The sequence below is a fragment of the Pseudomonas sp. ATCC 43928 genome (assembly GCF_005938665.2).
Lineage (GTDB): Bacteria > Pseudomonadota > Gammaproteobacteria > Pseudomonadales > Pseudomonadaceae > Aquipseudomonas.
Genome location: NZ_CP041753.1, coordinates 410,395 through 432,477, shown reverse-complemented (window position 1 = coordinate 432,477; position 22,083 = coordinate 410,395). Strand labels below are relative to the sequence as shown.

At 61.5% G+C, this 22,083-nt stretch carries 21 protein-coding genes and 1 pseudogene; 3 read left to right on the top strand and 19 right to left on the bottom strand.

The annotated features are described in order from the left end of the window. Positions 1 to 46 precede the first annotated feature (46 nt). Positions 47 to 340 (top strand): DUF3077 domain-containing protein, encoded by a 294-nt coding sequence (locus FFH90_RS01920; protein WP_138866609.1) that lies wholly within the window; start codon positions 47 to 49, stop codon positions 338 to 340. Between the two features lie 45 nt (positions 341 to 385). Here FFH90_RS01920 and FFH90_RS01915 read toward each other — a convergent pair whose 3' ends face one another. The 6 genes from FFH90_RS01915 to FFH90_RS01890 form a co-directional block, all read right to left on the bottom strand. Continuing rightward, positions 386 to 604: a hypothetical protein gene (locus FFH90_RS01915; protein ID WP_225602988.1), complete on the bottom strand. Its 219-nt coding sequence runs from the start codon at positions 602 to 604 to the stop codon at positions 386 to 388. Next, complete coding sequence (locus tag FFH90_RS01910) at positions 601 to 870, bottom strand: hypothetical protein (protein ID WP_225602987.1); 270 nt, start codon at positions 868 to 870, stop codon at positions 601 to 603. Before FFH90_RS01910 ends, FFH90_RS01915 begins: the two co-directional genes overlap by 4 nt. Before the next feature lie 20 nt (positions 871 to 890). Beyond that, positions 891 to 1,490: a hypothetical protein gene (locus FFH90_RS01905; RefSeq protein WP_138866607.1), complete on the bottom strand. Its 600-nt coding sequence runs from the start codon at positions 1,488 to 1,490 to the stop codon at positions 891 to 893. After that, positions 1,487 to 2,068, bottom strand: a complete 582-nt coding sequence (locus FFH90_RS01900) for an RNA polymerase sigma factor (protein ID WP_138866606.1) — start codon at positions 2,066 to 2,068, stop codon at positions 1,487 to 1,489. The genes FFH90_RS01905 and FFH90_RS01900 overlap by 4 nt, the downstream gene beginning before the upstream one ends. A gap of 8 nt (positions 2,069 to 2,076) precedes the next feature. Then, the gene (locus FFH90_RS01895; RefSeq protein ID WP_138866605.1) at positions 2,077 to 3,810 is read right to left on the bottom strand and encodes a VWA domain-containing protein; all 1,734 of its coding nucleotides are present in this window, start codon (positions 3,808 to 3,810) and stop codon (positions 2,077 to 2,079) included. An 87-nt stretch (positions 3,811 to 3,897) separates the two neighbouring features. After that, complete coding sequence (locus FFH90_RS01890; RefSeq protein ID WP_018929375.1) at positions 3,898 to 4,458, bottom strand: YbhB/YbcL family Raf kinase inhibitor-like protein; 561 nt, start codon at positions 4,456 to 4,458, stop codon at positions 3,898 to 3,900. Positions 4,459 to 4,598: 140 nt separating this feature from the next. On the opposite strand from FFH90_RS01890, the gene FFH90_RS01885 reads away from it, so the two are divergent. Beyond that, positions 4,599 to 6,128, top strand: coding sequence for an apoptosis inducing factor family protein (locus FFH90_RS01885; protein WP_138866604.1), 1,530 nt, complete (start codon positions 4,599 to 4,601; stop codon positions 6,126 to 6,128). Between the two features lie 23 nt (positions 6,129 to 6,151). On the opposite strand, the gene pgaD is transcribed toward FFH90_RS01885, so the two are convergent. From pgaD to FFH90_RS01820, 13 genes and pseudogenes are all read right to left on the bottom strand, one after another. Further along, positions 6,152 to 6,679: a poly-beta-1,6-N-acetyl-D-glucosamine biosynthesis protein PgaD gene (gene pgaD / locus FFH90_RS01880; protein WP_111453997.1), complete on the bottom strand. Its 528-nt coding sequence runs from the start codon at positions 6,677 to 6,679 to the stop codon at positions 6,152 to 6,154. Beyond that, positions 6,676 to 8,031, bottom strand: a complete 1,356-nt coding sequence (pgaC, locus tag FFH90_RS01875) for a poly-beta-1,6-N-acetyl-D-glucosamine synthase (RefSeq protein ID WP_018929378.1) — start codon at positions 8,029 to 8,031, stop codon at positions 6,676 to 6,678. The genes pgaD and pgaC overlap by 4 nt, the downstream gene beginning before the upstream one ends. 1 nt (position 8,032) lies before the next feature. Then, positions 8,033 to 10,030: a poly-beta-1,6-N-acetyl-D-glucosamine N-deacetylase PgaB gene (gene pgaB / locus FFH90_RS01870; protein WP_111453998.1), complete on the bottom strand. Its 1,998-nt coding sequence runs from the start codon at positions 10,028 to 10,030 to the stop codon at positions 8,033 to 8,035. A gap of 12 nt (positions 10,031 to 10,042) precedes the next feature. Then, positions 10,043 to 12,523 (bottom strand): annotated as a pseudogene (gene pgaA / locus FFH90_RS01865) (poly-beta-1,6 N-acetyl-D-glucosamine export porin PgaA). A gap of 250 nt (positions 12,524 to 12,773) precedes the next feature. Beyond that, positions 12,774 to 14,285, bottom strand: coding sequence for a YdgA family protein (locus tag FFH90_RS01860; protein ID WP_064615766.1), 1,512 nt, complete (start codon positions 14,283 to 14,285; stop codon positions 12,774 to 12,776). A 235-nt stretch (positions 14,286 to 14,520) separates the two neighbouring features. Next, positions 14,521 to 15,156 carry a hypothetical protein gene (locus FFH90_RS01855; protein ID WP_019651562.1) on the bottom strand — a complete coding sequence of 212 codons (636 nt, stop codon included), beginning with the start codon at positions 15,154 to 15,156 and terminating at the stop codon, positions 14,521 to 14,523. An 81-nt stretch (positions 15,157 to 15,237) separates the two neighbouring features. Continuing rightward, positions 15,238 to 16,686: an efflux transporter outer membrane subunit gene (locus tag FFH90_RS01850; protein ID WP_138866603.1), complete on the bottom strand. Its 1,449-nt coding sequence runs from the start codon at positions 16,684 to 16,686 to the stop codon at positions 15,238 to 15,240. After that, the gene (locus FFH90_RS01845) at positions 16,683 to 17,570 is read right to left on the bottom strand and encodes an HlyD family secretion protein (RefSeq protein ID WP_138866602.1); all 888 of its coding nucleotides are present in this window, start codon (positions 17,568 to 17,570) and stop codon (positions 16,683 to 16,685) included. The genes FFH90_RS01850 and FFH90_RS01845 overlap by 4 nt, the downstream gene beginning before the upstream one ends. Continuing rightward, complete coding sequence (locus FFH90_RS01840) at positions 17,567 to 17,776, bottom strand: DUF1656 domain-containing protein (RefSeq protein ID WP_018929385.1); 210 nt, start codon at positions 17,774 to 17,776, stop codon at positions 17,567 to 17,569. The genes FFH90_RS01845 and FFH90_RS01840 overlap by 4 nt, the downstream gene beginning before the upstream one ends. Beyond that, positions 17,773 to 19,845 carry an FUSC family protein gene (locus FFH90_RS01835; protein ID WP_138866601.1) on the bottom strand — a complete coding sequence of 691 codons (2,073 nt, stop codon included), beginning with the start codon at positions 19,843 to 19,845 and terminating at the stop codon, positions 17,773 to 17,775. The genes FFH90_RS01840 and FFH90_RS01835 overlap by 4 nt, the downstream gene beginning before the upstream one ends. After that, the gene (locus tag FFH90_RS01830; protein WP_018929386.1) at positions 19,842 to 20,270 is read right to left on the bottom strand and encodes a MarR family winged helix-turn-helix transcriptional regulator; all 429 of its coding nucleotides are present in this window, start codon (positions 20,268 to 20,270) and stop codon (positions 19,842 to 19,844) included. Before FFH90_RS01830 ends, FFH90_RS01835 begins: the two co-directional genes overlap by 4 nt. A gap of 214 nt (positions 20,271 to 20,484) precedes the next feature. Continuing rightward, a complete protein-coding gene (locus tag FFH90_RS01825) occupies positions 20,485 to 20,730 on the bottom strand; it encodes a DUF2789 domain-containing protein (protein WP_018929387.1) in 246 nt (81 codons plus the stop codon). A gap of 135 nt (positions 20,731 to 20,865) precedes the next feature. After that, a complete protein-coding gene (locus tag FFH90_RS01820; RefSeq protein ID WP_111454003.1) occupies positions 20,866 to 21,333 on the bottom strand; it encodes an aminoacyl-tRNA deacylase in 468 nt (155 codons plus the stop codon). Between the two features lie 214 nt (positions 21,334 to 21,547). Here FFH90_RS01820 and FFH90_RS01815 point away from each other — a divergent pair, with 214 nt between their 5' ends. Beyond that, complete coding sequence (locus FFH90_RS01815) at positions 21,548 to 22,081, top strand: NfeD family protein (RefSeq protein WP_111454004.1); 534 nt, start codon at positions 21,548 to 21,550, stop codon at positions 22,079 to 22,081. The last annotated feature ends 2 nt before the right edge of the window (positions 22,082 to 22,083 follow it).

Sequence of the window (22,083 nt, the reverse complement as noted above, 5' to 3'; positions counted from 1 at the left end):
CATCGCTTGTTCTCATGCACTGCTTCGCCAACATCGGAGGTGGTCAATGAGTGAGCAATCTGAACTGAAAACAATCGGTTTTACCCCCTTTCACTACGGCTCTGTTGAACCGCTGTTTCGAGTGAATGGTGGTGTACCAATCAGCGAAGCGTTGGCGCAGGCGTCCGACCTGTTGTTCCTGGCCAAGTCATTCGCCGAGGATGCAGCCTACGCCAAAGACACCGACCGCCACGCCTGGGCCGCGCACTATTTGACGGCGATGGGTAAGGCGGTGGTTGATGATGTGGTGAAAGTGCTGACGCAACCACCGCAGACGGCGACGCAGCAAGCCGCAGAATAACGGCAACTCACCCATGAAAACGGCCCCGATTTTTCGGGGCCGCTTTCATGGGCGGCTACGCTCCGCTTCAACCTCATCAATGAGCGCATCAAGCTCGGCAAATAGTGTTTCGGCAGGAATAGCCGGACGTGGGTCATTACGGCTGACGCCTATAGACTCACGTATTTCTGCGACTCGCTGCTGATAGGCGGTGTCCGGCAAAGAGCGAGCAGCAGGATGGTGATGGTTGAGAACGGCAACGGGCCGCCAGAGCGTTTTTTTCATTCTGTCGTCCAATCAAACTCGTCGTATTCATCATCATCTTCTTCGTCCTCGATCAACTCATCATCAAGAACGTCTTCCTCAAGTTCATCTTCTGCCTGCTTTGCCAGAAGAAACTCCTTACGACTCTCAGTCACTGCTCGCCGCAGTTCCTCACCCTTCACCGGGCAGTTGAGCATTTGGGCGATGCGGTCGATTTTTTGGGCCACGGCATCCTCCAACGCATCGGCTATAGGCCGATAGTGCGCGCTTTCGGGTGTTGTTGCCAAATCGGCGACCGCTGTTCAGCTCATTTTTTCTGCAATTCCTTGAGTTTGGCCGCCAGGTTTTCCTTGGGAAAGCGCTTGTGCAATGTCGTCATCAGCGCTTCGGCGGCTTGGGTTTGTCCGGCCTCTTGCAGGCGCATCACTTCACGTAATTGATCATCCAGTGACTTGGCCGGCGCGGCGGCGCGTTTGCTGAGTTTGGCTTCGTCGGCCATTTCGCTATTGATCGACTCTCGTTGCATCGGTGCAGCAAAATCCGCCATTGGCGCAGCGGGTGCGGGTACAGCCTGGGACCGAACAGCGCCTTCCTGTTTGGCGGCCGGTGCGGACGCTTTCGGCGCGGGGGCGAAGTCGTAACTCGGCAATTGCTCTGGCGTGCGTTGCACCAATGCCAGCATCAGCGCGACGCCGACGAGGCTGGCGAATGCCACTTGCCAGCGGGGTTGTTGGCAGGCGCGGAGCCAGCGTTGCCACAGGTTTGGCTTCGGCTTGGGGGCTTCGCGGTGGGCGGTGGCGAGGATGAAGGCGTCGAGATGCGCCGGTGGTTCGCCGCTGCTGTGATCGCGAAAATGCTTGAGCATTTCATCGTCGGGCGATGACGGTGTTTGTTTGGCGTCAGTCATGTCAGTACCTCCTCGGCCAGCAGCCGACGCAGTTTTTGCTGGGCGTAGCGTAAGCGGCTTTTCACGGTTTCCAGCGGTGTTTCGGTGAGGGTAGCGATCTGTGGCAGGTCGAGGTCGCCGTGGGCGCGCAGCAGGAACACTTCGCGCTGGTCGGCGGGCAGGGTTTGCAGGGCGGTTTCGAGGCGTTGACCGTCGCGGCTCAGGCTCAGCAGTTGTTCAGGGTCGGCTGCGTCGTCGATCAGGGCGTGGGCCTGTTCGTCATAGCTGTCGAGCAAGGGGTTGTGGACACCATGTTTGCGCCAGTGATCGATCAGGCGGTTGCGGGCGATCTGGTAGAGCCAGGTACGAAAGTTCGCCCGGCCTTGTGGCTGACTGGTGCTGCGGATCAGGCTCAGCCAGGTTTCCTGGTACACCTCTTCGGCCAGTTCAGGTTTACCGCTGAGGCCGAGAAGGAATCGATACAGGCCCTGGCGGTGGCGGGCGTACAAAACTTCGAACGCCGGCCCGTCGCCAGAGCGGTAGCGCGCCAGCAGCGATTCATCGCTGCTGGCGGTTGAGCTGATTGCAGGATCGGACATGTCAGCTTTCACTCTATCCGGTTGTCGTTGGGCGGTTGATTCGAGGCGGTGGAGGCTCGCAGGCTCTGCGCCAATTCCACCAATTGCACGAACTCACCGCGCAGGCCAAACGGGTCATCACCCCGTGCGCCACGGGCCAGGGCTTCGGTGTCTTTCAGGCTGTAATTACCGGTGTAGCGCCCATCCTTGAGCTGCTGGGAAAAGGCAGCGACGGCGGCGGCAAAGCGCAGGTCATCGCTGGCGGCCGAGAGTTTACCGGCCTCCCCCTTCAGGATTGGCCGCTCGATCAAGCGACTGTTCCCACCTTCCGGTAACTGATAACGCACCCGCAGCATCGCCAATTCTCCGGTTTTTGCGGAAACTTCTGCCCCGGAATTGCCGTAGCGCAGCGGTTCCAGCCAGCCCTTTTCGCCCTTGGGCACAATTTCGTACAGTGCCGTCACCGTGTGCCCTGCGCCGATTTCTCCGGCGTCGACTTTGTCGTTGCTGAAATCCTCACGCTTCAAGGCGCGGTTCTCATAACCCAACAGCCGATATTCGCTGACCTGAGCCGGGTTGAACTCCACCTGCAGCTTCACGTTTTTCGCCACCACCGCCAGGGTTGAGCCGAGTTGATCCACCAGCACTTTGCGCGCTTCGCGCAGGTTGTCGATGTAGGCGTAGTTACCGTCGCCGGCGTCGGCCAGTTGCTCCATCAGGTGTTCATTGTAGTTATCCACACCAAAACCCAGGGTGGTCAGGGACACGCCAGTCTTGCGTTTATCCACAGCCATTTGCTTGAGGCTGTCGAAGTCGCTGATGCCGACGTTGAAGTCACCGTCGGTGGCCAGCAGGATGCGGTTGATGCCTTTGGGGATAAACGCCTGTTGCGCCATTTGGTAAGCCAATTCGATACCCGACGCGCCGGCGGTCGAGCCGCCCGCCGCCAATTGATCGATGGCGGTACGAATTTTCGCTTTTTCCCGTCCGGAAGTCGGCTCCAGCACCACACGGGATTCTCCGGCGTAGACCACCAGCGAAACCCGGTCCTGCTCGCGCAATTGATCGACCAGCAATTTCAGGGTGCTTTTGACCAGAGGCAGGCCTTCGCGACGGTCCATGGAGCCGGACACGTCCACCAGAAATACCAGGTTCGCTGGGGCCAGCTCCGCCACCGCGTGATCAGACGCCTTGATGCCGATGCGCAGCAATCGGGTATGCGGGTTCCAGGGTGACGGCGCCAGCTCGGTGGTCACACCGAACGGCGAGCCGTCGGTGGGCAAGGCGTAATCGTAGGGGAAGTAATTGACCATTTCTTCCAGCCGCACCGCTCCTTCCGGCGGTAAACGCCCCTGATTGAGCAGGCGCCGGACATTGGCGTACGCGCCGGTATCGACATCGGCGCTGAAGGTCGAGACCGGCGCTTCGGCCACGCTGTGAATCGGGTTATCCGCCAGCGCCTGATATTGCTCGCGCTGTTCATCCCGGTAGCCCTGTGGATAAGTTTCACCCGCGGGCACTGGCGCGAAAGCGACCAACGGACCAGGTCGTGCGCTGCGCTTGGCCATCGCGGTGTCCGCCATGGCCGCTTCGCGCACCAATGCTTCGGTTTTCGGCGCATTTTGAGCCGGAGGCGCAACCGCTGCCGGGTTGCCCGTCTCAGAGGGTGGTGTGGATGAACCGCCGCAACCGGCAACGGCCAGCAGCAACCCGGCGGCGAAACCCTGGGCGGCCGGGCGGAGGACATGCAGAGGAAGGGACATGGGGGCTGACCTCAGGAGGAAATTGACTCATTCATCCTCTGAGACGGACAGCCCGCCGGGTTCGGGTTAAGCCGACGTGAAAAATCTTCAGCGGTGATAACGCCGCACCACGCTGCTGTTTTTCAGCACATGGCCTTTGATCTGCTCCAGCAGCTGCGCGCGGGTCAGGCCGGCGGGCAAGGCTTCTGGCGCCAGGTCCAGGGCGTAGATCTGGATGATGTAGTGATGGGTGCTGTCACCGATGGGCGGGCACGGGCCGATGTAGGTGGTGGTGCCTTTGATGTTGGTGCCACCCACGCCTTCGAGGGTGGATTTAGTGCCGACACCGGCCGGGATCTGCCGCGTCGTGGCCTTGATGCCGTAACGAATCCAGTGATCGACGCCCAGGCCTTTCTGGCCGTCCGGGTCGTGCATGACGATGGCGTAGCTGAGGGTGCCCTGGGGGCCGGCGCTCCAGCTCAGGGCCGGAGACTGATTCTTGCCACCGCAACCGCTGGCATCGCTGGCCTCCGCCGACGTGAACAGCCGATTGTCCGAAACGCCGGGGATGCTGAGGGTGAAACGCTCCTGGGCCTGCGCCGGTAACTGCACGCAAAGGGCGACTGCAACGGCCGCCAGCCAAGGGTTCAAAGAGGTCAATCGGGTCATACCGGAGCACCTTGTGCGGGGTGGGGCCGTCGTCGGCACGCAAACTATAGCCGGACCGTTCGTGCGGTGGCAGTGGGAATTGGCTGAACCTGGGAATAAGCGCCAAACTCGTAAGTGAAATACCTGCCTGGAGATCGATCATGGCACTGCACCGCGTCGCCCGTTTCGCCGATGTGCCCCTCGACCGTGGCCTTGAAGTCCGGATCGACAAGATGAAAATCGTCTTGCTGCGGGTCGGCGATCAATTGCGCGCCTATCAGGGCAGATGCCCCCACGCCGGGGCACCCTTGGCCAAAGGTGCGCTGTGTGAGGGCCGACTGATCTGCCCGTGGCACAAGGCGGCTTATCGGCTCGAAGACGGCGCGCTGTGCGAGCCACCGTCCCTGGACAGTCTGCGGCGCTATCCGCTGGAGTTGCGCGACGATGAGGTCTGGGTCGACGACCAGCCGATGCCCGGCCCCAGCACACCGCCGGAGGATGATAAGCGGACCTTTGCGATCATCGGCGCCGGTGCAGCGGGGACGGCCTGCGCGGCGGCGCTGCGGGAGAAAGGCTTCGGCGGTCGGGTGCTACTGATCGACCGTGAGCCCGAAGCCGGATACGACCGTACGGCATTGAGCAAATTCGTGATTGCCGGGGAAATGCCACCGGACGAAGTTCCGCCGCTGCGCGATGAGGACTTTTATCGTGAACAGCGCATTGAACGGATAAACAGCGATGTGATGGGCCTGGATGCACCGAACCGGACCCTGCGCCTGGCCGATGGCCAATCGTTGAGCTATGACGCCGCGGTGATTGCCACCGGTGGCATACCAAAATCCCTGTCGCTGCCAGGCGCCGATCTGCCGCAGATGTTCGTGTTGCGCTCGAAGGCGCAGGCGCAGCAGATTCTGACCACCGCAAAACCGGGTCAAAGGGCAGTGATTGTCGGCGGCAGCTTCATTGGTCTGGAATCCGCTTCATCCCTGCGTCAGTACGGCTTGGATGTCACCGTCCTGACCCGCCATGCCATCCCTTTCGAGGCGCAATTCGGCGAGGCCGTCGGCAAGGCGATTCGTGCCCTGCACGAGGCCAATGGTGTGGTGTTTCATACCGATGGCGAAGCGGCGAAGATCGAAGGCACAGGCAAAGTCGAAGCGGTGCTGCTGGACAACGGCCAGCGCTTGCCGGCGGATCTGGTGCTGGTCGGCATTGGCGTCACCCCGGCGACCACCCCGTTTACCGATCTGCCGAAGGAAAAAGATCAGTCATTGAAGGTCGACGGCGGCATGCGCGTGACCGACGGGCTCTGGGCCGTCGGCGATATCGCGACCTTCCCGCTCAATGGCCAGCCCCAACGGATCGAGCACTGGCGCCTGGCCCAGCAACAGGCGCGGATTGCAGCGGCGAATATGCTCGGCGGCGACGAACGCTACCTCGACGTGCCGTATTTCTGGACCTGGCACTTCGGCAAAAACTACGACTACCTCGGACACGCCGAGGCCTGGGACGAGGTTGAATTCAAAGGCGACCCAGAGCATCCACCGTTTATTGGCCTGTTCGCCAAAAACGGCGTGGTAGCGGCGGCCGTTGCCTGCGATCAGGAACGGGCCATGGCGATGCTCGCCGAACGGATGAAACAACCGCTGTCGATGGACGAGGCGTGGCGCCTGGTTCGGGATTTTGCCTGACGCACGTCCGCAACGCGTCAGGCTCAGATGTGGCTTATCGGCTCGCGGTTGTCATCATCTTCGGCCGGCAGGCGGATCACCAGTGGATGCTCCAATGGCGCCAAGGGCGGCGGCAGTTGAGACGGGTCGACCGGGGTGAAGTGCGTAACGACATGGCTGACATCGCCTTCCTGATCGTTGTGAATAGTCATCGAGCCCGGTGCGCGCAGTTTCGCCAGCCGGTCGCCGGTGAGCTTGAAGCTTTTGCTCAGCCCCTGATCGTCCACCACCGGCGCCGGCAAACGGCGCTGGGCGAAGCTCTTGCTTTTGCGTTGTTGATAACGCGCCCAGCCAATCAGGATCACCGCGTTCGCCAGCGCCACCCACAGGTAAATCTGCAACGTGCCGAGGGCGTCGAAAAACGACCCATCGATGCGCGGGCCGTCATGGGTATCGATCAGCGGCCACAAACCCCGCGCCAGCAAATACAGCAGCCCGATCCAGGCCAGCACGGTGAAGAAAACATCGAGAACGACCAAAAATGGCCGCTGCCGGGTTCTGATGATTTTCATTTGATGACCTCCTCTTCATCGTCATCCAGCGGCTTGATGCCCCGGTCCGGACTGACCCACCGCGCGCGCTTCTGATGTTGGCCAAACAGTACTTTGGGGAAGCTGACCAGGGTGGTGAGCAGGCTGATGAACCAGAACACCAGCGGGTACCAGACCACCCAGAACATGGTCCTGCCGAGCCCTTTTTCGTAACGGCGATCGATCATGATGCTGACCGCGAATTGCACCAGGCAGACCACCGCCAATAGCAGCCCGGTAAAGGCCGGTGGCATCAGGTGATGGACGGCAATGGCGGGCGGCATTTCGACGAAGTTGCCGACACCCCAGAAAATCACCGACAACAGGAAGGTGAAGGCCCAACCGGTGGACAGGCAGTATTCGAACAGCAGCGGCCACAGGTAACGATGGCGGTATTGCCAGATGCCCCGGATGTTCTTGAACAACACCTCGGCGCCGCCCTGGGCCCAGCGCAAGCGCTGCTTCCACAGGCCGCCGAGGGTTTCCGGCATGAGGATCCAGCACAACGCGCGGGGCTCGTAGAAAATGCTCCAGTGATCCAGTTGCAGCTTCCAACTGATGTCGATGTCTTCGGTGATCATGTCCGGGCTCCAGTAGCCGACCCGGTTCAGGGCCGTACGACGGAAGGCGACGATCACCCCGGAGACGGTAAAGATCCGCCCGAACACCCGCTGGGTACGCTTGATCAGGCCGATGATCGAGGAGAACTCGCCGACCTGTACCCGACCGATCAGGGTCGAACGGGTGCGGATTCGCGGGTTGCCGGTCACGGCGCCCAGTCGCGCGTTGTCGAGCATCGGCGCCACCAGATAGGCCGCGGTGTTCGGCGCCAGCAGCGCATCACCGTCGATGCACACCAGGTACTCGCTGCGCGCCGCGATGGCGCCCATGCGCAGGGCAACGGCCTTGCCCTGGTTCTCCGCCAGGTGCAGCACCCGCAAACGCGGATCCTGCGCCGCCAGTGCGTCGAGCACCGCGGCGGTGTTGTCCTTGGAGCCGTCGTTGATCGCGATCACTTCGATGTTCGGGTAATGCTGGGCCAGCGCCGCGTGGATGGTATCGGCGGCGTTGTCGCCTTCGTTGTAGCAAGGGATCAGGATCGAGATCAGCGGTTCGCCGGCCAATGGTGGCGGCAAGGTGTCGTCCTGCCACGGCCAGTGCCGCTCCCAGTGCAACCAGAAATACAGGCCGCCGGCGATCCACAGCCCCGACATGAATAGTGGGTAGAAGAACACGAAGTCCATCAGGAATTGCCCGGTGACCAGAAAGATCAGCCCGAGGGGAACCCCCAGGACGATCGCCAGAACCAATAGGGCCAGAAGTCTGTCCAGCATGTTATGGATTCCACTTGTTGGAGAGCGCCGGCCGCACGGCTTTCAGGTCCGGCTGGTTCTCGAGGAAGTTGTCTGGGTAGTAGCCGAAACTGGTGGCGCCCTGACGCTTGAGGCGACCCATCCAGTCAGCCAACTGCCCGCCGTCGATGTCGGCGTGTTTATTTTTCGTCCAGTCGCGGGCCTGCAATTCGAACACCGTGCGGTCGAGGGCGCCGGGGCGCGATTTGACCGTCGCCACCAGTGCTTCAAGCCAGGGGCCGGATTGCTGATGGCTCTGTTTTTCCATCAATGGCATGGCCATCGGTGCCGTCCAGTCGTAGGCGCCCAGGAAGTCGTCGAGATTCTGCGCAAACCAGGCTTCGCTCTCGGGGTTGAGCATCGGCTCGGCGAAAATATTGCGGGCCGTTTTCACTTGCGGGCCGCGAATGGCGCGAACCTTGGCGGTCAGCTCATGGGTGAAATCGATCAGGTAGCGGCTCTTGAACCGCGTCCAGCGTTGCAGGGTGGCCGGATCCTCGCGCAGGGCGGCAATCGAACCGGGCAGACCGTTGGCGGCATAGATTTTCAGGGCTTCGGGGCCGGCGTCTTCGAAGTCCGACAGCACCGCGTCATCGTGATAGAGGATGCCGTCGACCGAGGTCAGGCGGGCCACGTCTTCGTAGATTTCACCGATGATGCGCCGCACGTTCGGATCGAACGGTGACAAGCGCTTGTACTGGTCCGGATCAATCGACGTGGTGCCGGTTTTCGGGTCCCAGCGAGTGACTCGCGGCAACTTCGAATCCAGGGCAAAACTCAGCACCGGCATCCACGCGAAAACTTTGACGTGAGCCCGGGTGCGCAGCTGCCAGGCCACACGGTCAAAGATATCGGCACGCATCGGCAGGTGGCGGTTGGGGAAGTACAGCGAATGCACCAGGCCATCGCCCGCAGGGTCGGCGAAGGCTTGCAGGAACACCGTGTTGGCGCCCATGTCGGCCATGCGCTGGATCAGTTTGCCGAGGTTGATTTCCTGTTGGGCCGGGTCCGGGTCGTAGACGTTGTCCAGGTCCACATGCACCACGCGCATCGGCGATTCGGCCTGCACCGCGACGACGCTGTTGGCGAAGTGTTCGCCATCCGGGTCCGAGGCCACCAGAAAGCGCGGGCTGCTCATCAGGTTGTCGAGGGCATCGAGGCCGTCGTCCAGTGTCAGGGCCATCTTATAACCCTGGTCGTTGATCACTTGCAGCGAGGTGCCATCCGCCACGCCGTACGGCCAGACCCAGACTCGCGGTTTGTAGCCAGTGACCTTGCGGATCTTCTCCGAGATGGCCGCTACGTCGGCGCGCATCCGGGCCTGGAATTGGGCTTCGGTTTCATAGCGACCGGTGGCGGCGTCATAGCGCCGGGTCGCGGCCGCCGGCTGCAGGTTGCCTTGCGGGTTGGCCAACACGCCTTTGTGGCTGGCGTCGGTGTGGGCGGCGATTTCCACCAGGCCAGACCGGGAAATCTCGCGGATCTGCTCCCAGGTCAGGAAATCCGAACGCTTGCGCGGTGTGCCGGCGAAGTCGACTGGCTGGTTCGGCGGCGTGTCGATCCACACCCCGACCGGCGCCAGCAAGGCGTGCCAGTTATAGGCACGCAGCACCGGCAACACGCGGGTGTAGAAACTCGAATAACCGTCGTCGAAACTCAGCAGGATCGCCCGTGGCGGCAATTCAGGGCCGCCATTGCGAGCGGCGATGATCTGGTCAACGGTGACCGGTTGGTAGTTGTTCTCCCGCAACCATGCCAGTTGCTCGATCATGCGCTCGGTGCGCACGGCCACCACCGCCTGATCGGGGTCGCGGTCTTCGACATCGTGGTAAGCGATCCCCAATACATGGTTTTTCGGCCACGGCTTTTCATTGGCCGACACCGGGCGTTCGGACGGCGGTGCGAAGGCTGGGGCTTGCTGGGCACAGGCGCTGATCAACAGCACTCCCAGCAGGAGGATGAAACGCGAAATAAAAGGCATCTTCAAACTCTTCTAGAAGCGGTAAGTAAGGTCGACGAGCAGGCGCAGATCGGTTTCCCGGTCACCGTCAAATGGCCGGTTGATCACGCTCAGCAGGCCGCCCACCTCGAACACGTCGTTCCAGCTGTAGCGCTGGCCGTAGCCCAGCAGGGCGATACCGCCGGTGCCGTGATCGCGCTGGCTGTAAGTGCCCGCACCGGCCTGGAACTGCTGGCTCCAGGAGGTTTCGTAGCGGTGGTAGAGCACGTGATTGACGTTCACCGTCGGCAGCACGCTTAAGTCGGATTTGGGGTTGAAGTACGGCACGTCGTCGGACTTGGAGTTATGGCTGCTGCCGACTTCCAGACCGAGGTCGACTTGCAGCCCCGGCGCGCGATAAATGCCCTCGCGACCAGTGAGCACAGCTTCGATACGGTTGTTGCCGTCGCTGAAGTGCGACGGGCTGACGGCCAGTCTCCACTCACGGCTTTCATTGGCGCGCCAGCGGATAAAGCCGCTGCCGCCGTTGGCCGTGATGTCGCTGTTCAACGCTCGCAACGGCGTTTGTGCCGACAGGTATTCGAGGCTGCCGCCGTACTGCCAGTGATCGTCGATGTCTCGGGCAATCGCCAGGCGCGCGCCCTGTTTATCGCCAAAGCCGTAGGAATGGTTGGAAACTTCCGCTTCCAGGGACATGTCACGGGTCCGGCGTTCGAGCCCGACACGCTGGAAGCGATGGTGGCCGGTGCCTTCCTGGAAATCGCCAGTGGCGTAGCCGGCACCGGCGAACAGGCGCCAGTCTTCATCGATGGGCGGGCTGTACAGCGTGGTTTCGATGCCGAAATCGCGGCTGCCGTTGACCGCCCCGACATCGCCGTTGCCGCCGCCATAACTCTTGCCGCCGTAGGCCTGCACTCGCAGCTCGGCCATATCATGGACCGCACGCTGACGCTGCAAACGCTGCACCTGACGGTTGTCCGGAAAACGCGCGACCACATCGTCGGTCAGCGCATCCATCTGCCGCCATTCCTGCAGGTCCATGGCAGTGTGGCCCTGAGCGACTTCCAGCCCGATATCCCGCGGGGCCATGCTCTCGGTTTCCTTGAGCTGATTCTCGGCGCGTCGTGGCCAGTCCCGGGCCAGGTACAGATCGGCCTGGGCCAGGCGCAGGCCGATGTTGCCCGGCGCCTGATCCACCAACGCCTGTAAACGCTGCTCGCCCGATGGCAGGTCGGCGCCGTAGGTGCCGGCCTGGGCGGCGAGTTGCTGCGCGTCCATCCATTCATCGTTGGGGTTGCCCACCGGCAAGCCCTTGAGCTCGACCCGTGGCTTTTGGGTCTTGGCCAGGTCCTCGGCGACCTTGCGCGCATCATCGGCCTTGTCGCTTTCGAGCAGGGAGTAATAGAGCGCGGTGCTGTCTTCCAGGCGATCGCCGACATCGGCATCCGGCGCCACCAGCACCTGGCGATACAAATCGGTGGCGATTTCCGGCTGACGCTGATCCAGATAGGACGACGCCACCCAACGCAGGGCATAGGTCGGAATCTTCACGCCTTCGGCGAGCAGCTTCTGGTATTCGGTGATCACATCGGCGGTGCGTGCACGGGCCTTGAGGGCGCCCATGCGGTCGATTCGCCAGCGGATGACGTCATCGTGGGCCGCAGGGTCCGGCGTCTAGGTCGCCAGCAACTGGTCGTAATCGGCCAGGGCCCGATCGGCGATCACATAACGTTCTTTTTCGCTGCGGGTGGCGAGTTCGGCCAGGCGCACGCGTTCGGCGGCCAGGTCACCTTCGAGACGGCGTTGCGTGACCGGATCAATCAACCCCGGCCGCTGACGCGCCAGGCGCAAGGCCGGCTCCGGCAAACGAGCGCGTTGCAGGGCAATCACGTATTCCCGAGCGACTTCGGGTTTGCTGCCGGCGCGGGTGAAGGCCTGGTCGTATTCAAACAGCGCATCGTAAGTGGCACCGGCGCGGGTCAAGGCGTAGGCCAAAGCCAGACGGCGGCCAGGATCATCCGGTTTCGCCGCCACCAGAGCCCTGGCGCGGGCAACCGCCTCGTCAGGTTTACCGGCGTCGGCCTGGGTCATCGCCAGGCCCAGCTGCAGGTCGGCATTTTGCGGTTCAAGAGCCAGGGCCTTGTTGTACACCTGGGTCGCCGAGTCCCAACGCTTGAGGTTGCGATAGGCCCGCGCGGTGGCAGTCAGGGCCTGGACCGGCAACGCTCGATCACGTCCCTGGGTTTCATAGACCTGTACCACTTCGGCATCCAGACCGGCCCAACTGGCGATCTGCAAGTGATCGCTGATCTGGCCAGTGGAGGCCTGGCTTACCGGCACCTGGCGCAACACCGTCAGCGCAGGCGTGTAATTGCCGGCCCGCGCATCGCGAACCATTTGATCGTAAGGGGTATCGGCGAGCGCCAGCACCGGCCACAACAATTGGCCGCACAGCGCAACGCGAAACAAGGGGCGCAGCCCACGGTGAATAAAGGGACCAGCAATACGCGGCATTCGTCAGCATCCTTACATGGCCAGCCGGGTCGCAATGCCCCTTGCCCACTTGTGACGGAAAGCCGGATCGAAAGACCCGGCCAAGCTTTATCGAAGCAGTCTTGCATGCAAGCGTAGTCAATAATTCAAGACACAATATTTCTTCAGATTCGTGACGGGCCTCCCCTCACCCCGTTTCGGAACCCCAGACAGCAAAACGCCCGGCGTCTGCGTGTTGCAGAGGCCGGGCGTTGCGCTGAAGCCTGCGGTTTTACTGGATGGTGACGTCGCCAGTGCCGCCGAGCTTACTCATCACAAAACCGACAAACTCTTCGAGGGTCATTTTCTGGCCGTTGAAGTCCACCTGATTGTTGGCGTAATGCAACTTGGTGACGACGTTGTTACCGTCCAGTTTTGCCAGTTGCGTACCGACCGCCATGCTGCTGAACATGTCGGCGGTTGCGCTCGCCTGATCGGCGATGAGCTTGGCATCGGTCTGGCCGTCGATTTGCGACTGTACGGTGAGCAAATCAATGAGCATTGGCTTGGACACCAGTACGTTGAGTTCCAGCAACGCGATCAACTGCTTGACCAATTGGTCCGGCGGCAGGTCCATGGATTGCGGTTTGGTCAGGTCCAGCACCAGGTTGGCGCGGCTTTCGCCGTTGCTGGTGTTGAACGACAGGTTTTCCAGGGCCACCTGGGGACCTGCGGCCAGCAGTTTCTCCAGACCGGTCTTGACCTGTGCCTCTTCGGCCGGGGTCAGGTTCAGCGGCGGCGCCGGCAGACCGGCGGCAGTGGCTTCGGCGGCGGCCCGCTCGTACGGTTGCAGTTTGGTCTGATAGATCTGCATCAGCGACATCGTCGACGGGATGTCGAGGTTTTTCAGGCTCATGGCCATCTGCGCAGAGCCGATAACCTTGCCGTTCAAGGACACTTCACCGACCTTGTAATCGGCACGCCCCGAAGCGTTGGTGCCTGATTCCCCGGTCTGATTCTTCATTTCAAAGTTCTTGAAACCGAGTACCGATTGCTTGGGGCCAAAGGTGGTTTTGCTGTTTGTCAGCTCGAGGGTGTTGTCACCGACGTAATAGCCGTAGGTGCTTTTGTTCAGGTTACTGGCCAGGGTCAAGCCGTTGAGCTCGACCTGAACCGGGGTCTGGTCTTCAGCCACAGTGGTCAGCTTCAGGCTGTCCATGTAACCGTCGGCCTTGACCTTTTGCGCCTGGGCGCTGGCGGCCACGTCGAGTTTCAACCCGGAGAACGTCAGGTTGGACTTGTCATCCAGTGCCGCTTCCAGCGGCAGGAATTCGAGCGAGCCCTTGGTGGAGTTGTCGTAGCCGATGTTGACCACACCCTTGACCGGGGATTTGTCCTTGGCGGCGGCGAACCACTTTTCGGTCAGCGGGGTTTTTTCCAGCTCATAGTGACTGGTGGCCAGGACTGGCAACCACTTGAACGATACCAGGCGCGAGAACGGCAGCGGGCCGTGTTCGATGCGGTCGACGAACAGCATCTCCATCGGTGCTTCACCAAACATCTCGCCCTCGCCCTTGAGGCGGTAGTGCGCGGTGCTGCTGAACACATGACGCTCCAGCGACACCAGCTCCAGCGACGCCGTGCCGTTGGAACCTGCCAGCGCGGCATGCAGTTCTTTGTTGGCGTCGGCGATCGAGCTGTTCAGCACCCCATCGAGTTTGCTGCCGGTGTACCAGGCGCCGCCCGCGCTGATTGCACCGATGGCCACGACAATTCCTAGAAGCACGCCTGCTGATTTATTCATGAAGTACCCGATCAATGTCCATTGTTGAAAGTGTGGTCGTCTTCCCTGAACCCATAACGGGTCGCGGTCACGACTGCGCTGAAAGTGGCGAGGAGATTAGCATTTGCGCCGTGGGACGGCCCAATGATTAAAGGTGAAAGAGTGTCCATGGGCTGCGGCGGCCTGTGGACAACTGGCAGGGGAGAGTTTCGGCGATCGTTCAATCGCCTTCGCGAGCAGCCCTGCCAATACAACCTTACGAATACTGAACCTCGATCTCATCAAGCTGATGATCAAAACTTTTTAGCCGCGCGGTCCACGTATACACCAGCACTTCAAAATCCCGATTGATCACCGCCCCGCCAGTCACTTCCGCGCGTGGGTCACAGAAATCCAGTTGATAGCGTTCGCGGGCCATGGCGTTGGCGACATCGGACAGTTCTCGGGCATTGTTGAGCCAGTGCCAGCCCTCGTCGGCCACTTGCTTGTCCAGCGCCTGGCATTGCTTCTTCAAGGTTTCGAGGCTTTTTTCCAGTGGTGTGCCGGTCAGTTCGCCCATGACTTCCTGAAACGTGCGACCCGGTTGCCAGTAACTGCCCCAGAAATATCGGTCGAACACCGTTTCTACCCGACGCAACGCCACCTTGGTGTCCCAGATCAGTACCAGGGTTTTGCCTTGTTCGAGTTGTCGTTTCTTGATGCGCTGGTTCTGGAGGGAAGCCCAGGCGACCACCACGATGGCCATCACGGCGATCAGTGCCGCCGCGCTGTCGAGGAATATCAGCGCCTTGTCGATCTGGTGGGCCAGCATGACGCCATAGAAATAGGTGGCCGACAGCAAAACCAATGCCGCAATGGCGCACCAGAAGCCGGGAGCGTAAGGGTTTTTCATTATTAGATCCCCATGACCAACGCAAGCCTTGATCGACGGGTTCGCCGCGCGACCCCATCAAATCAAAGCATAGCAACGGCCTCAGGGTTTGCCGGGTTGTGAGCCTTGCGTTCGTCCGCTTTCCCAGCCGCCGCCCAAGGCGAGGAACAGATCGATCTGGCTCATGGCGACCTGGGTGTTGGCCGAGGCCAGTTGCGCCCGTGCATCGGTGTAGGTGCGGGTGGCTTGCAAGTCCGCCAGGAACGACGCGCGACCGGCCTGGAAGAAGCGGTGGGTCTGGTCCGCCGCCAATTGCGCCGACTGTTCGGCGTCCGCCAACGCATCGCGGCGCTGAAGTTGCGCGGAGTATTGCGCCAGGCCGGTCTGAGTCTCGCGGATGGCGTTGAGTACCACGCCATCGAAATGCGCCAGCGCGCCTTGGGTTGCGAACTCGGCCTCACGGATTCGCGCGCGGGAGCCGTTGGACGGTACGGTCCAGGTCAGCAACGGACCGAAGCCCCAGCGATTGGTCGATGGTTTGCCGAGATTTTCCAGGATGCCGACCGTGCCCACGGTCGCGCCGATGCTGATGTCCGGGTACAACTCGCCGGTGGCAATGCCGATGCCGGCGGTGGCCGCCGCCAACTTGCGCTCGGCCTGGCGCACGTCTGGTCGGCGTTTGAGCAGCGCGGCGCCGTCACCCACCGGCAACAATTGGGTAACTTTCGGCAGCTCGGCGCAGTCACTGGTGCCCGCCGGCAGTTGCTCGACCGGTTTGGCCAGCAGCATCGACAAGCGGAACAACCCGGCCTGACGTGCGGCTTCATAACGCGGCAATTCGGCGCGCAAGGATTTGAATTGGGTTTGCGAACGGGTGACCTGGGTTTCATCGCCGCGCCCGGCATCGCGCAAGCGCTGGGTCAGGGAGGTGCTCTGGGCTTGCAGGTCGAGGGAATGCTGCGCGATCTCCCGCTCTTCGTTGGCCGCGCAGACCTGGGTGTAAGCCCGCACCACATCGGCCACCAGGGTGATGCGCGCGGTGTCCGCTGCCGCCTGGGTCGCATCGGCATTGGCCTTGGCCGCTTCGATGCCGCGCTGCAAGGTGCCGAACAAGTCGAACTGATACGAGGTCGTGATGCCGATATCGCCGACGTTGGCCACGGGCACTTTTTCCGGTATCAAGAATGCTTCGCCGGACTCCTGCAAACGCTGGGCGCCGACCTTCACGCCGCCGCTCCAACCGCCCGCCGCCTGCGCTTCGTCGACCTGAGCGCGAGCCCGCGAAAGATTCGCCGCCGCCACCCGCAAATCGGTGTTGGAGGCCATGGCCTGCTGCACCAATTGGTCCAGACGCGGATCCTGATACAACCGCCACCAATCGGCGGGCACCGGTGCCGAGACGACATGTTTGCCGTTCACCGCCAGGTCGCCCTGAAAGTCTTCACGGTGCACGGCGGCCTCGTCCGGCAAGTGATAATCCGGCCCCACTACCTGACAGGCCGACAGCAACAAGCCCAATCCGGCAACCGCCAAACCCGAGGCCCTGCTCATTTCGCCGGCCCCCCGATTTGATCGTCGATGATCGACACGGTGGCCGTACGCCCGGCAATCATGCGGAAATCTTCCGGCACCTCATCGAAAGCGATTCGCACCGGAATCCGCTGGGCCAGCCGCACCCAACTGAACGCCGGGTTGACGTTGGGCAACAGGTTGCTGCCGCTGCTGCGGTCACGGTCTTCGATGCCGGCGACGATGCTTTCGACATGCCCGCGCAGGCGCGCACGGTCGCCGATCACTCGAATGTCGACGCTCTGGCCGACATGAATGCCGTCCAGTTTGGTTTCTTCGAAATAGCCGTCGATGTGGAAGGAATTACTGTCGACCACCGACAACACCGGGCGCCCGGCGCTGACGAACTCCTGAGAGCGCGGCGCCCGGTCGTTGACGTAGCCATCCACCGGGCTGCGGATCACCGAGCGGTCGAGGTTGAGCTGGGCGCTGTCCACCGTTACTTGCGCTTCTATCAACGCCACTTCGGCGCGCGCCACCCGGGACTGGCTTTCTTCCAGTTGCTCGGCCGGGACCAGATTGCCCAAGCCACGGTTACGCTTGGCCTCGCGCTGGGCCTGGGCCAAGGTTTCCTGACGATCGGCGACCGCCGCTTTGGCTTGGCGCAGGGCCAGCTTGAAGCGGTCCTGATCGATGCTGAACAGCACCTGGCCGCGTTTCACCCACTGGTTGTCGCGCACCTCCACTTGCTGGATCAGCCCCGATACATCCGGGGCAATCTGCACGATGTCGGCACGGATGTGCCCGTCCCGGGTCCAGGGCGCGAACATGTAATACATGACCATGCGCCAGACCACGACAATCGCGAAGGTCACGATCAACAACGTCAGGACCACACGGCCGAGGGTCAATAAAGGTTTTTTCATGTCATCAGGTATCGACTGAGTGAGTCCACGGCGCCGAGCAGCACAGCGTAGAGAGCCACGTTGAACAATGCCCGGTGCCAGACCAGACGGTAAAAGTGCAGGCGCGTCAGCACCCCGTGCACCAACAGGAACAACACGTAGGTAATGCCCATCAGCACCAGCAGCGTGGGCAGGAACACCCCGCTGATATCCAGATCACCGATCATAAAGGCGCTCCATCGATGCCATGGGGAAGCGGTTCTTCGAGTTCGCCCGTGCCGACAAACTCGACGCCCGGCAACAGCGCCAGACGCAGGCCGCTCAAGGCGTGCAGCAAATGCAGACGGGTTTCGTCATCACCTTGGCCGCCGAGGGCGCGGCGGGTGCGATCGAGGGTCATCAGCAACGGACTCGGCGCCGGCAGACGTTCGCCAGCCTCGAGGCACGCCTTGAAGTACTCGCCGACTTCAGCCACCACCTGGCGCAGCAGCGCTTGCGGCGCACCCGGCACTCGCGGCGAATAGGCGAGCAGGTCCAGCAGATTCAGGGCCACGCGCACTTCGCGCAGGGCGATGCCGGTGTCCTGGCCGGTCATGGCCAGTCGCGGCAAATGCTGCATCAGGCGATCGAGCATCTGCACGCCCATGTGCCGGTGTTCGGCCAGCGTGGCCGGCTCGGTCAGGCCGACGATGTCGCGCCAGCTGAAACGGGTCAGGCGCTTGGCCGCCAGTTCCGCACCGAATGGCCGGGCGATCAGGGTCCAGATGAACGCGAACAGCAAACCCATGGGCCCGGCCAGGTTGGAGTTGGTGAAACTGAGAAAATCCGCGTCGTAGGCGCCCTGAATGCTGATGAAGGACGAGGTGTTGACGATGGTCAGCAACATCCCCAGATAAAAACGCGGCTGCACCGTCAAGGTACCGACGCAGATGAACGGGATGGCGAACGCCAGCACCAGCATCGGGAAGTCATGCAGGTTCGGCAGGATCAGAAACAGATAAAGGCCGGCGAACAGCACCGACATCGCGGTCCAGAAAAAGAACCGGTAGATCTGCGGCGCCGGGTCGTCCATCGACGCAAAGAAACTGCACGCCACCGCCGCCAGGATCACCGCGCTGCCGCCGTCGGTCCAGCCGAGCAGAATCCACAACACCGAGGCAACGATGATCGCGGTGACCGTAGAAGCCGCCGAATAGAGCATCAAACCACGGTCGAGAAACGGTGACAGTCGCCCCAGCCGCCAGTGCCGATACACCGCGCGCCAGTTGTCCTGACTCTCACACTGAATGGCGTATTGCAGGCTGCGACAGTCTTGCCACAGGTCGATCCACTCGCCGAGGCGATACAGCGCGTTGGAAAACAGCAACTGCTTGCGATCGTCCAGCGCCTCGGCACTTGGTTGCAACGCTTCGAGCCGGTTTTTCAGGGCCTGCCAACGGTCGAGATCAGCGTCTTTGTGGTCAAGCCATTCGGTGGTTACGGTCAGCAGTGGCGCGAACTTATCCACAAGCTCCGGCGTGCGCCGCTCGAGGGCATAAAGCGCATCGTCGAGGGCGTCGATCACCGGCAACAGATGAATCATCCGCCCGCGCAGCTCCTTGGTGTTGCGCACCGTTTGCGCTCGCGCGCCCTCGTGCGGCAGCTGACCGATCATCAATTCCAGGCTGTTGAAGTTCGCCACCATCGATGAACGCAAGGCGCTGACTTCCTCCGGCTGCACATTGCGGCTAAGGAAACGCAGGCTGTAGGTTGAAGCATCGGCAAACCATTTGTTCACCGAGTCGTTGAACACCGGCGCCAGCCGCCGTGGCCAGAACATGGCGCCGACGACCGCCGCGCAGGCGATGCCGAGAAAGATCTCTTCGGTCCGCGCCTCGGCCACGTCCCACACCGCCAAAGGGTTAGCCACCACCGGCAAGGCGATCAGCGGCAAGGTGTAACCGGCGAGCATCAAGGCGTAGTTGTTGGCGGTGCGCAGGTGCAAGGACAGGAACAGCAAAATCCCGGTCCACAACGCGATGACCACCACCAGCACATAAGGGCTCTGAACGAACATCGGCACAAAAAATACCGCCGCCGCCGCACCGAGCAAGGTACCCGCCGCGCGATACAACGCCTTGGAGCTGGTAGGGCCGAGGAACGGGCTGGAAACGATGTACACCGTGGCCATCGCCCAATACGGACGAGGCATTTGCATGAGCATGGCGATGTACAGCGCAATCATCGAGGCCGCAAACGTGCGCACACCGTAGAACCAGTCCCGCGCCGGGGGCACGCCGGTGAAAAAACCGCTCAAGGCTGAACCACCGGCAGATGATTGGCCGCTTCGAAGGCTTTGAGTACCCGCAGTGCCGCTTCCAGGTCACTCTGGTCGATGCCTTCGAGCACGTCCTGGCGCAAACGCACCAACTCAGCTTCGACCGCCTGCACCAACTCGCGACCGGTCGCGGTCAGGCTCAGGCATTTGGCGCGTCGGTCATGAATGTCTTCGGTACGGCAGACGTAACCGGCATGGCACAGCTGATCCAGCAACCGCACCAGCGACGGACTCTCCATCCCCGCCGCCTGCGCGACCGTCACCTGCCGCACACCCTCGCCCAAGCGCCCGATCATCAACAGCGGGACAGCGCAGGCTTCGGAGATTCCATAGTTGACCAGCGTGGTCTGGCAGATCTTCCGCCAATGCCTGGCGGCCACCACCATGGAGCTGCTGATGTTCATCTGGAGAGCGGCGAGATTCTTTGGCACGAGGGAATGCACACACTGTTAGTTTGCTAACTATCAATATGGCATTCGAGGGGAAAGTTGGTCAAGTTTTGAAACAAATTGGCGAGCAACGGCCAGACGCGGAAAAAGCTAACAAACTCAGTTTCTGCCCAGTTTTTTTTACCACTCACCAGTTTTTTTACATTTCGCCATTTTTCTCCAGATTTTTTTACACCCCCCGCCCCTTCCTCAGCATTACATCCAACTGATCCACCACCTCCGCCCAATCCGCGTCATCCAGAATTTCCTCACGCAGCAACTCTGCCTGGCTCTCGCTCCAGAAGAACGCGTCCGCCAGGTGCAATTCGGGTTTGAGCGGCGAGTGGGTAGCGATGAATTTATCAATGCTTTCGGGGTCGTCAGGCAGGCCGAGTTGTTTGAACAGGGCCGGGAGGCTGTGGGTGGGGGATTCCATGTGGCGCTCCTTTGTGATCGCGTATTGGATGGGTGACTGTGGCGCGGCCATTCGCGGGCAAGCCTCGCTCCTACAGGGACGCGCGGTCGAATGTAGGAGCGAGGCTTGCCCGCGATGACGGCAGTTATGTCGACACTAGGCCGACTGACTCAACTCGCAGACCTCGGCATGCGGCACCATTTTCAGATATTCAGGCACGCTCATGTGTACCAGGTTGTTGTGGTTGCCGGCTTCGAGGTAGATGTCTTGCTGCCGGGTCAGCAATGGGTCGATGACCATGTCCAGGCCATAGGATTCGCCCAATGCAGGCACGGCGCCGCGTTCGCAATCGTCGAACAGGTGCGGCAGGTTGCTTTCCCGGGTGACTTGCCATTCGCTGCTGCCACGGACTTTGCTCAGGTCCAGGTGACGGCTGGCGGGCAGTACGGCCATCAAGTAATGCCCGTGGCGATCGTCGAGGATCACCGATTTGGCCACCCGTTCAGCAGGAATGCCTGCGAGCCGCGCCGTTTCAAGGCTGCTGGCCGAGTGCGGATGGGAAACGATGTCATATTCGCAGTGCGCCTTGTCCAGGCTGGTCTGCACGGTTTTTGCCATACGCATGATGCACCTCGGTGTCCGCAACAACGAATGGCGGACGATGGTTAGAATTTTTTCTCTCCATTAAAAGTCTAGGCCCGCGGGTGGAATCCGGCGGGAAATCCGCCCGTCGGAGGCGGTCAACAACTGGTCAAAATTCATACAGCCACAGGCTCAACTAGACTTGTACACAGAGCCACGAACGGCTCGCGGACGGATGACTCTCCCGGAGGGTCAAGTGAACATTCGTTGCTGTGTAATTGCGCTGCTGTTGGCCCTGAGCGGACCGGTTTTCGCAGCGGACACCGTTGTAGTGCTGGTTCCCGACCCGATCGGGATCTGGCTGATCACCTTCGGCATCGCGTTTATGATCGCCGAGGCGGCATTGCCCAATTTCGGCGTGGTCGGTTTTGGCGGCATTGTGATGTTCGTGATCGGCGCACTGATTCTGACCGATGCCGAAGTGCCTGTTCCCTTGATCATCGTCCTGGGGCTGATCAGCGCACTGCTGCTGATTTTCCTGCTGATTCGCGCCTTGAAAACCCGGCCGCGCCGCAACTTCAGCGGCGACGCCGAATTGCTGGGCAGCGTGACGCCGATAACGTCGTTGCAGGCTGGCAACGCTTATGTCGGCTGGGTGCACCTGCAAGGCGAACAATGGCAAGTCATGAGTGCCACACCGCTTAAACCGGGACAACAGGTCCGGGTGGTGGCACGCAAGGGTCTACTGCTGCAAGTGGCCGCGACTGACGCGGCACCGGGTGGAGAATAGTC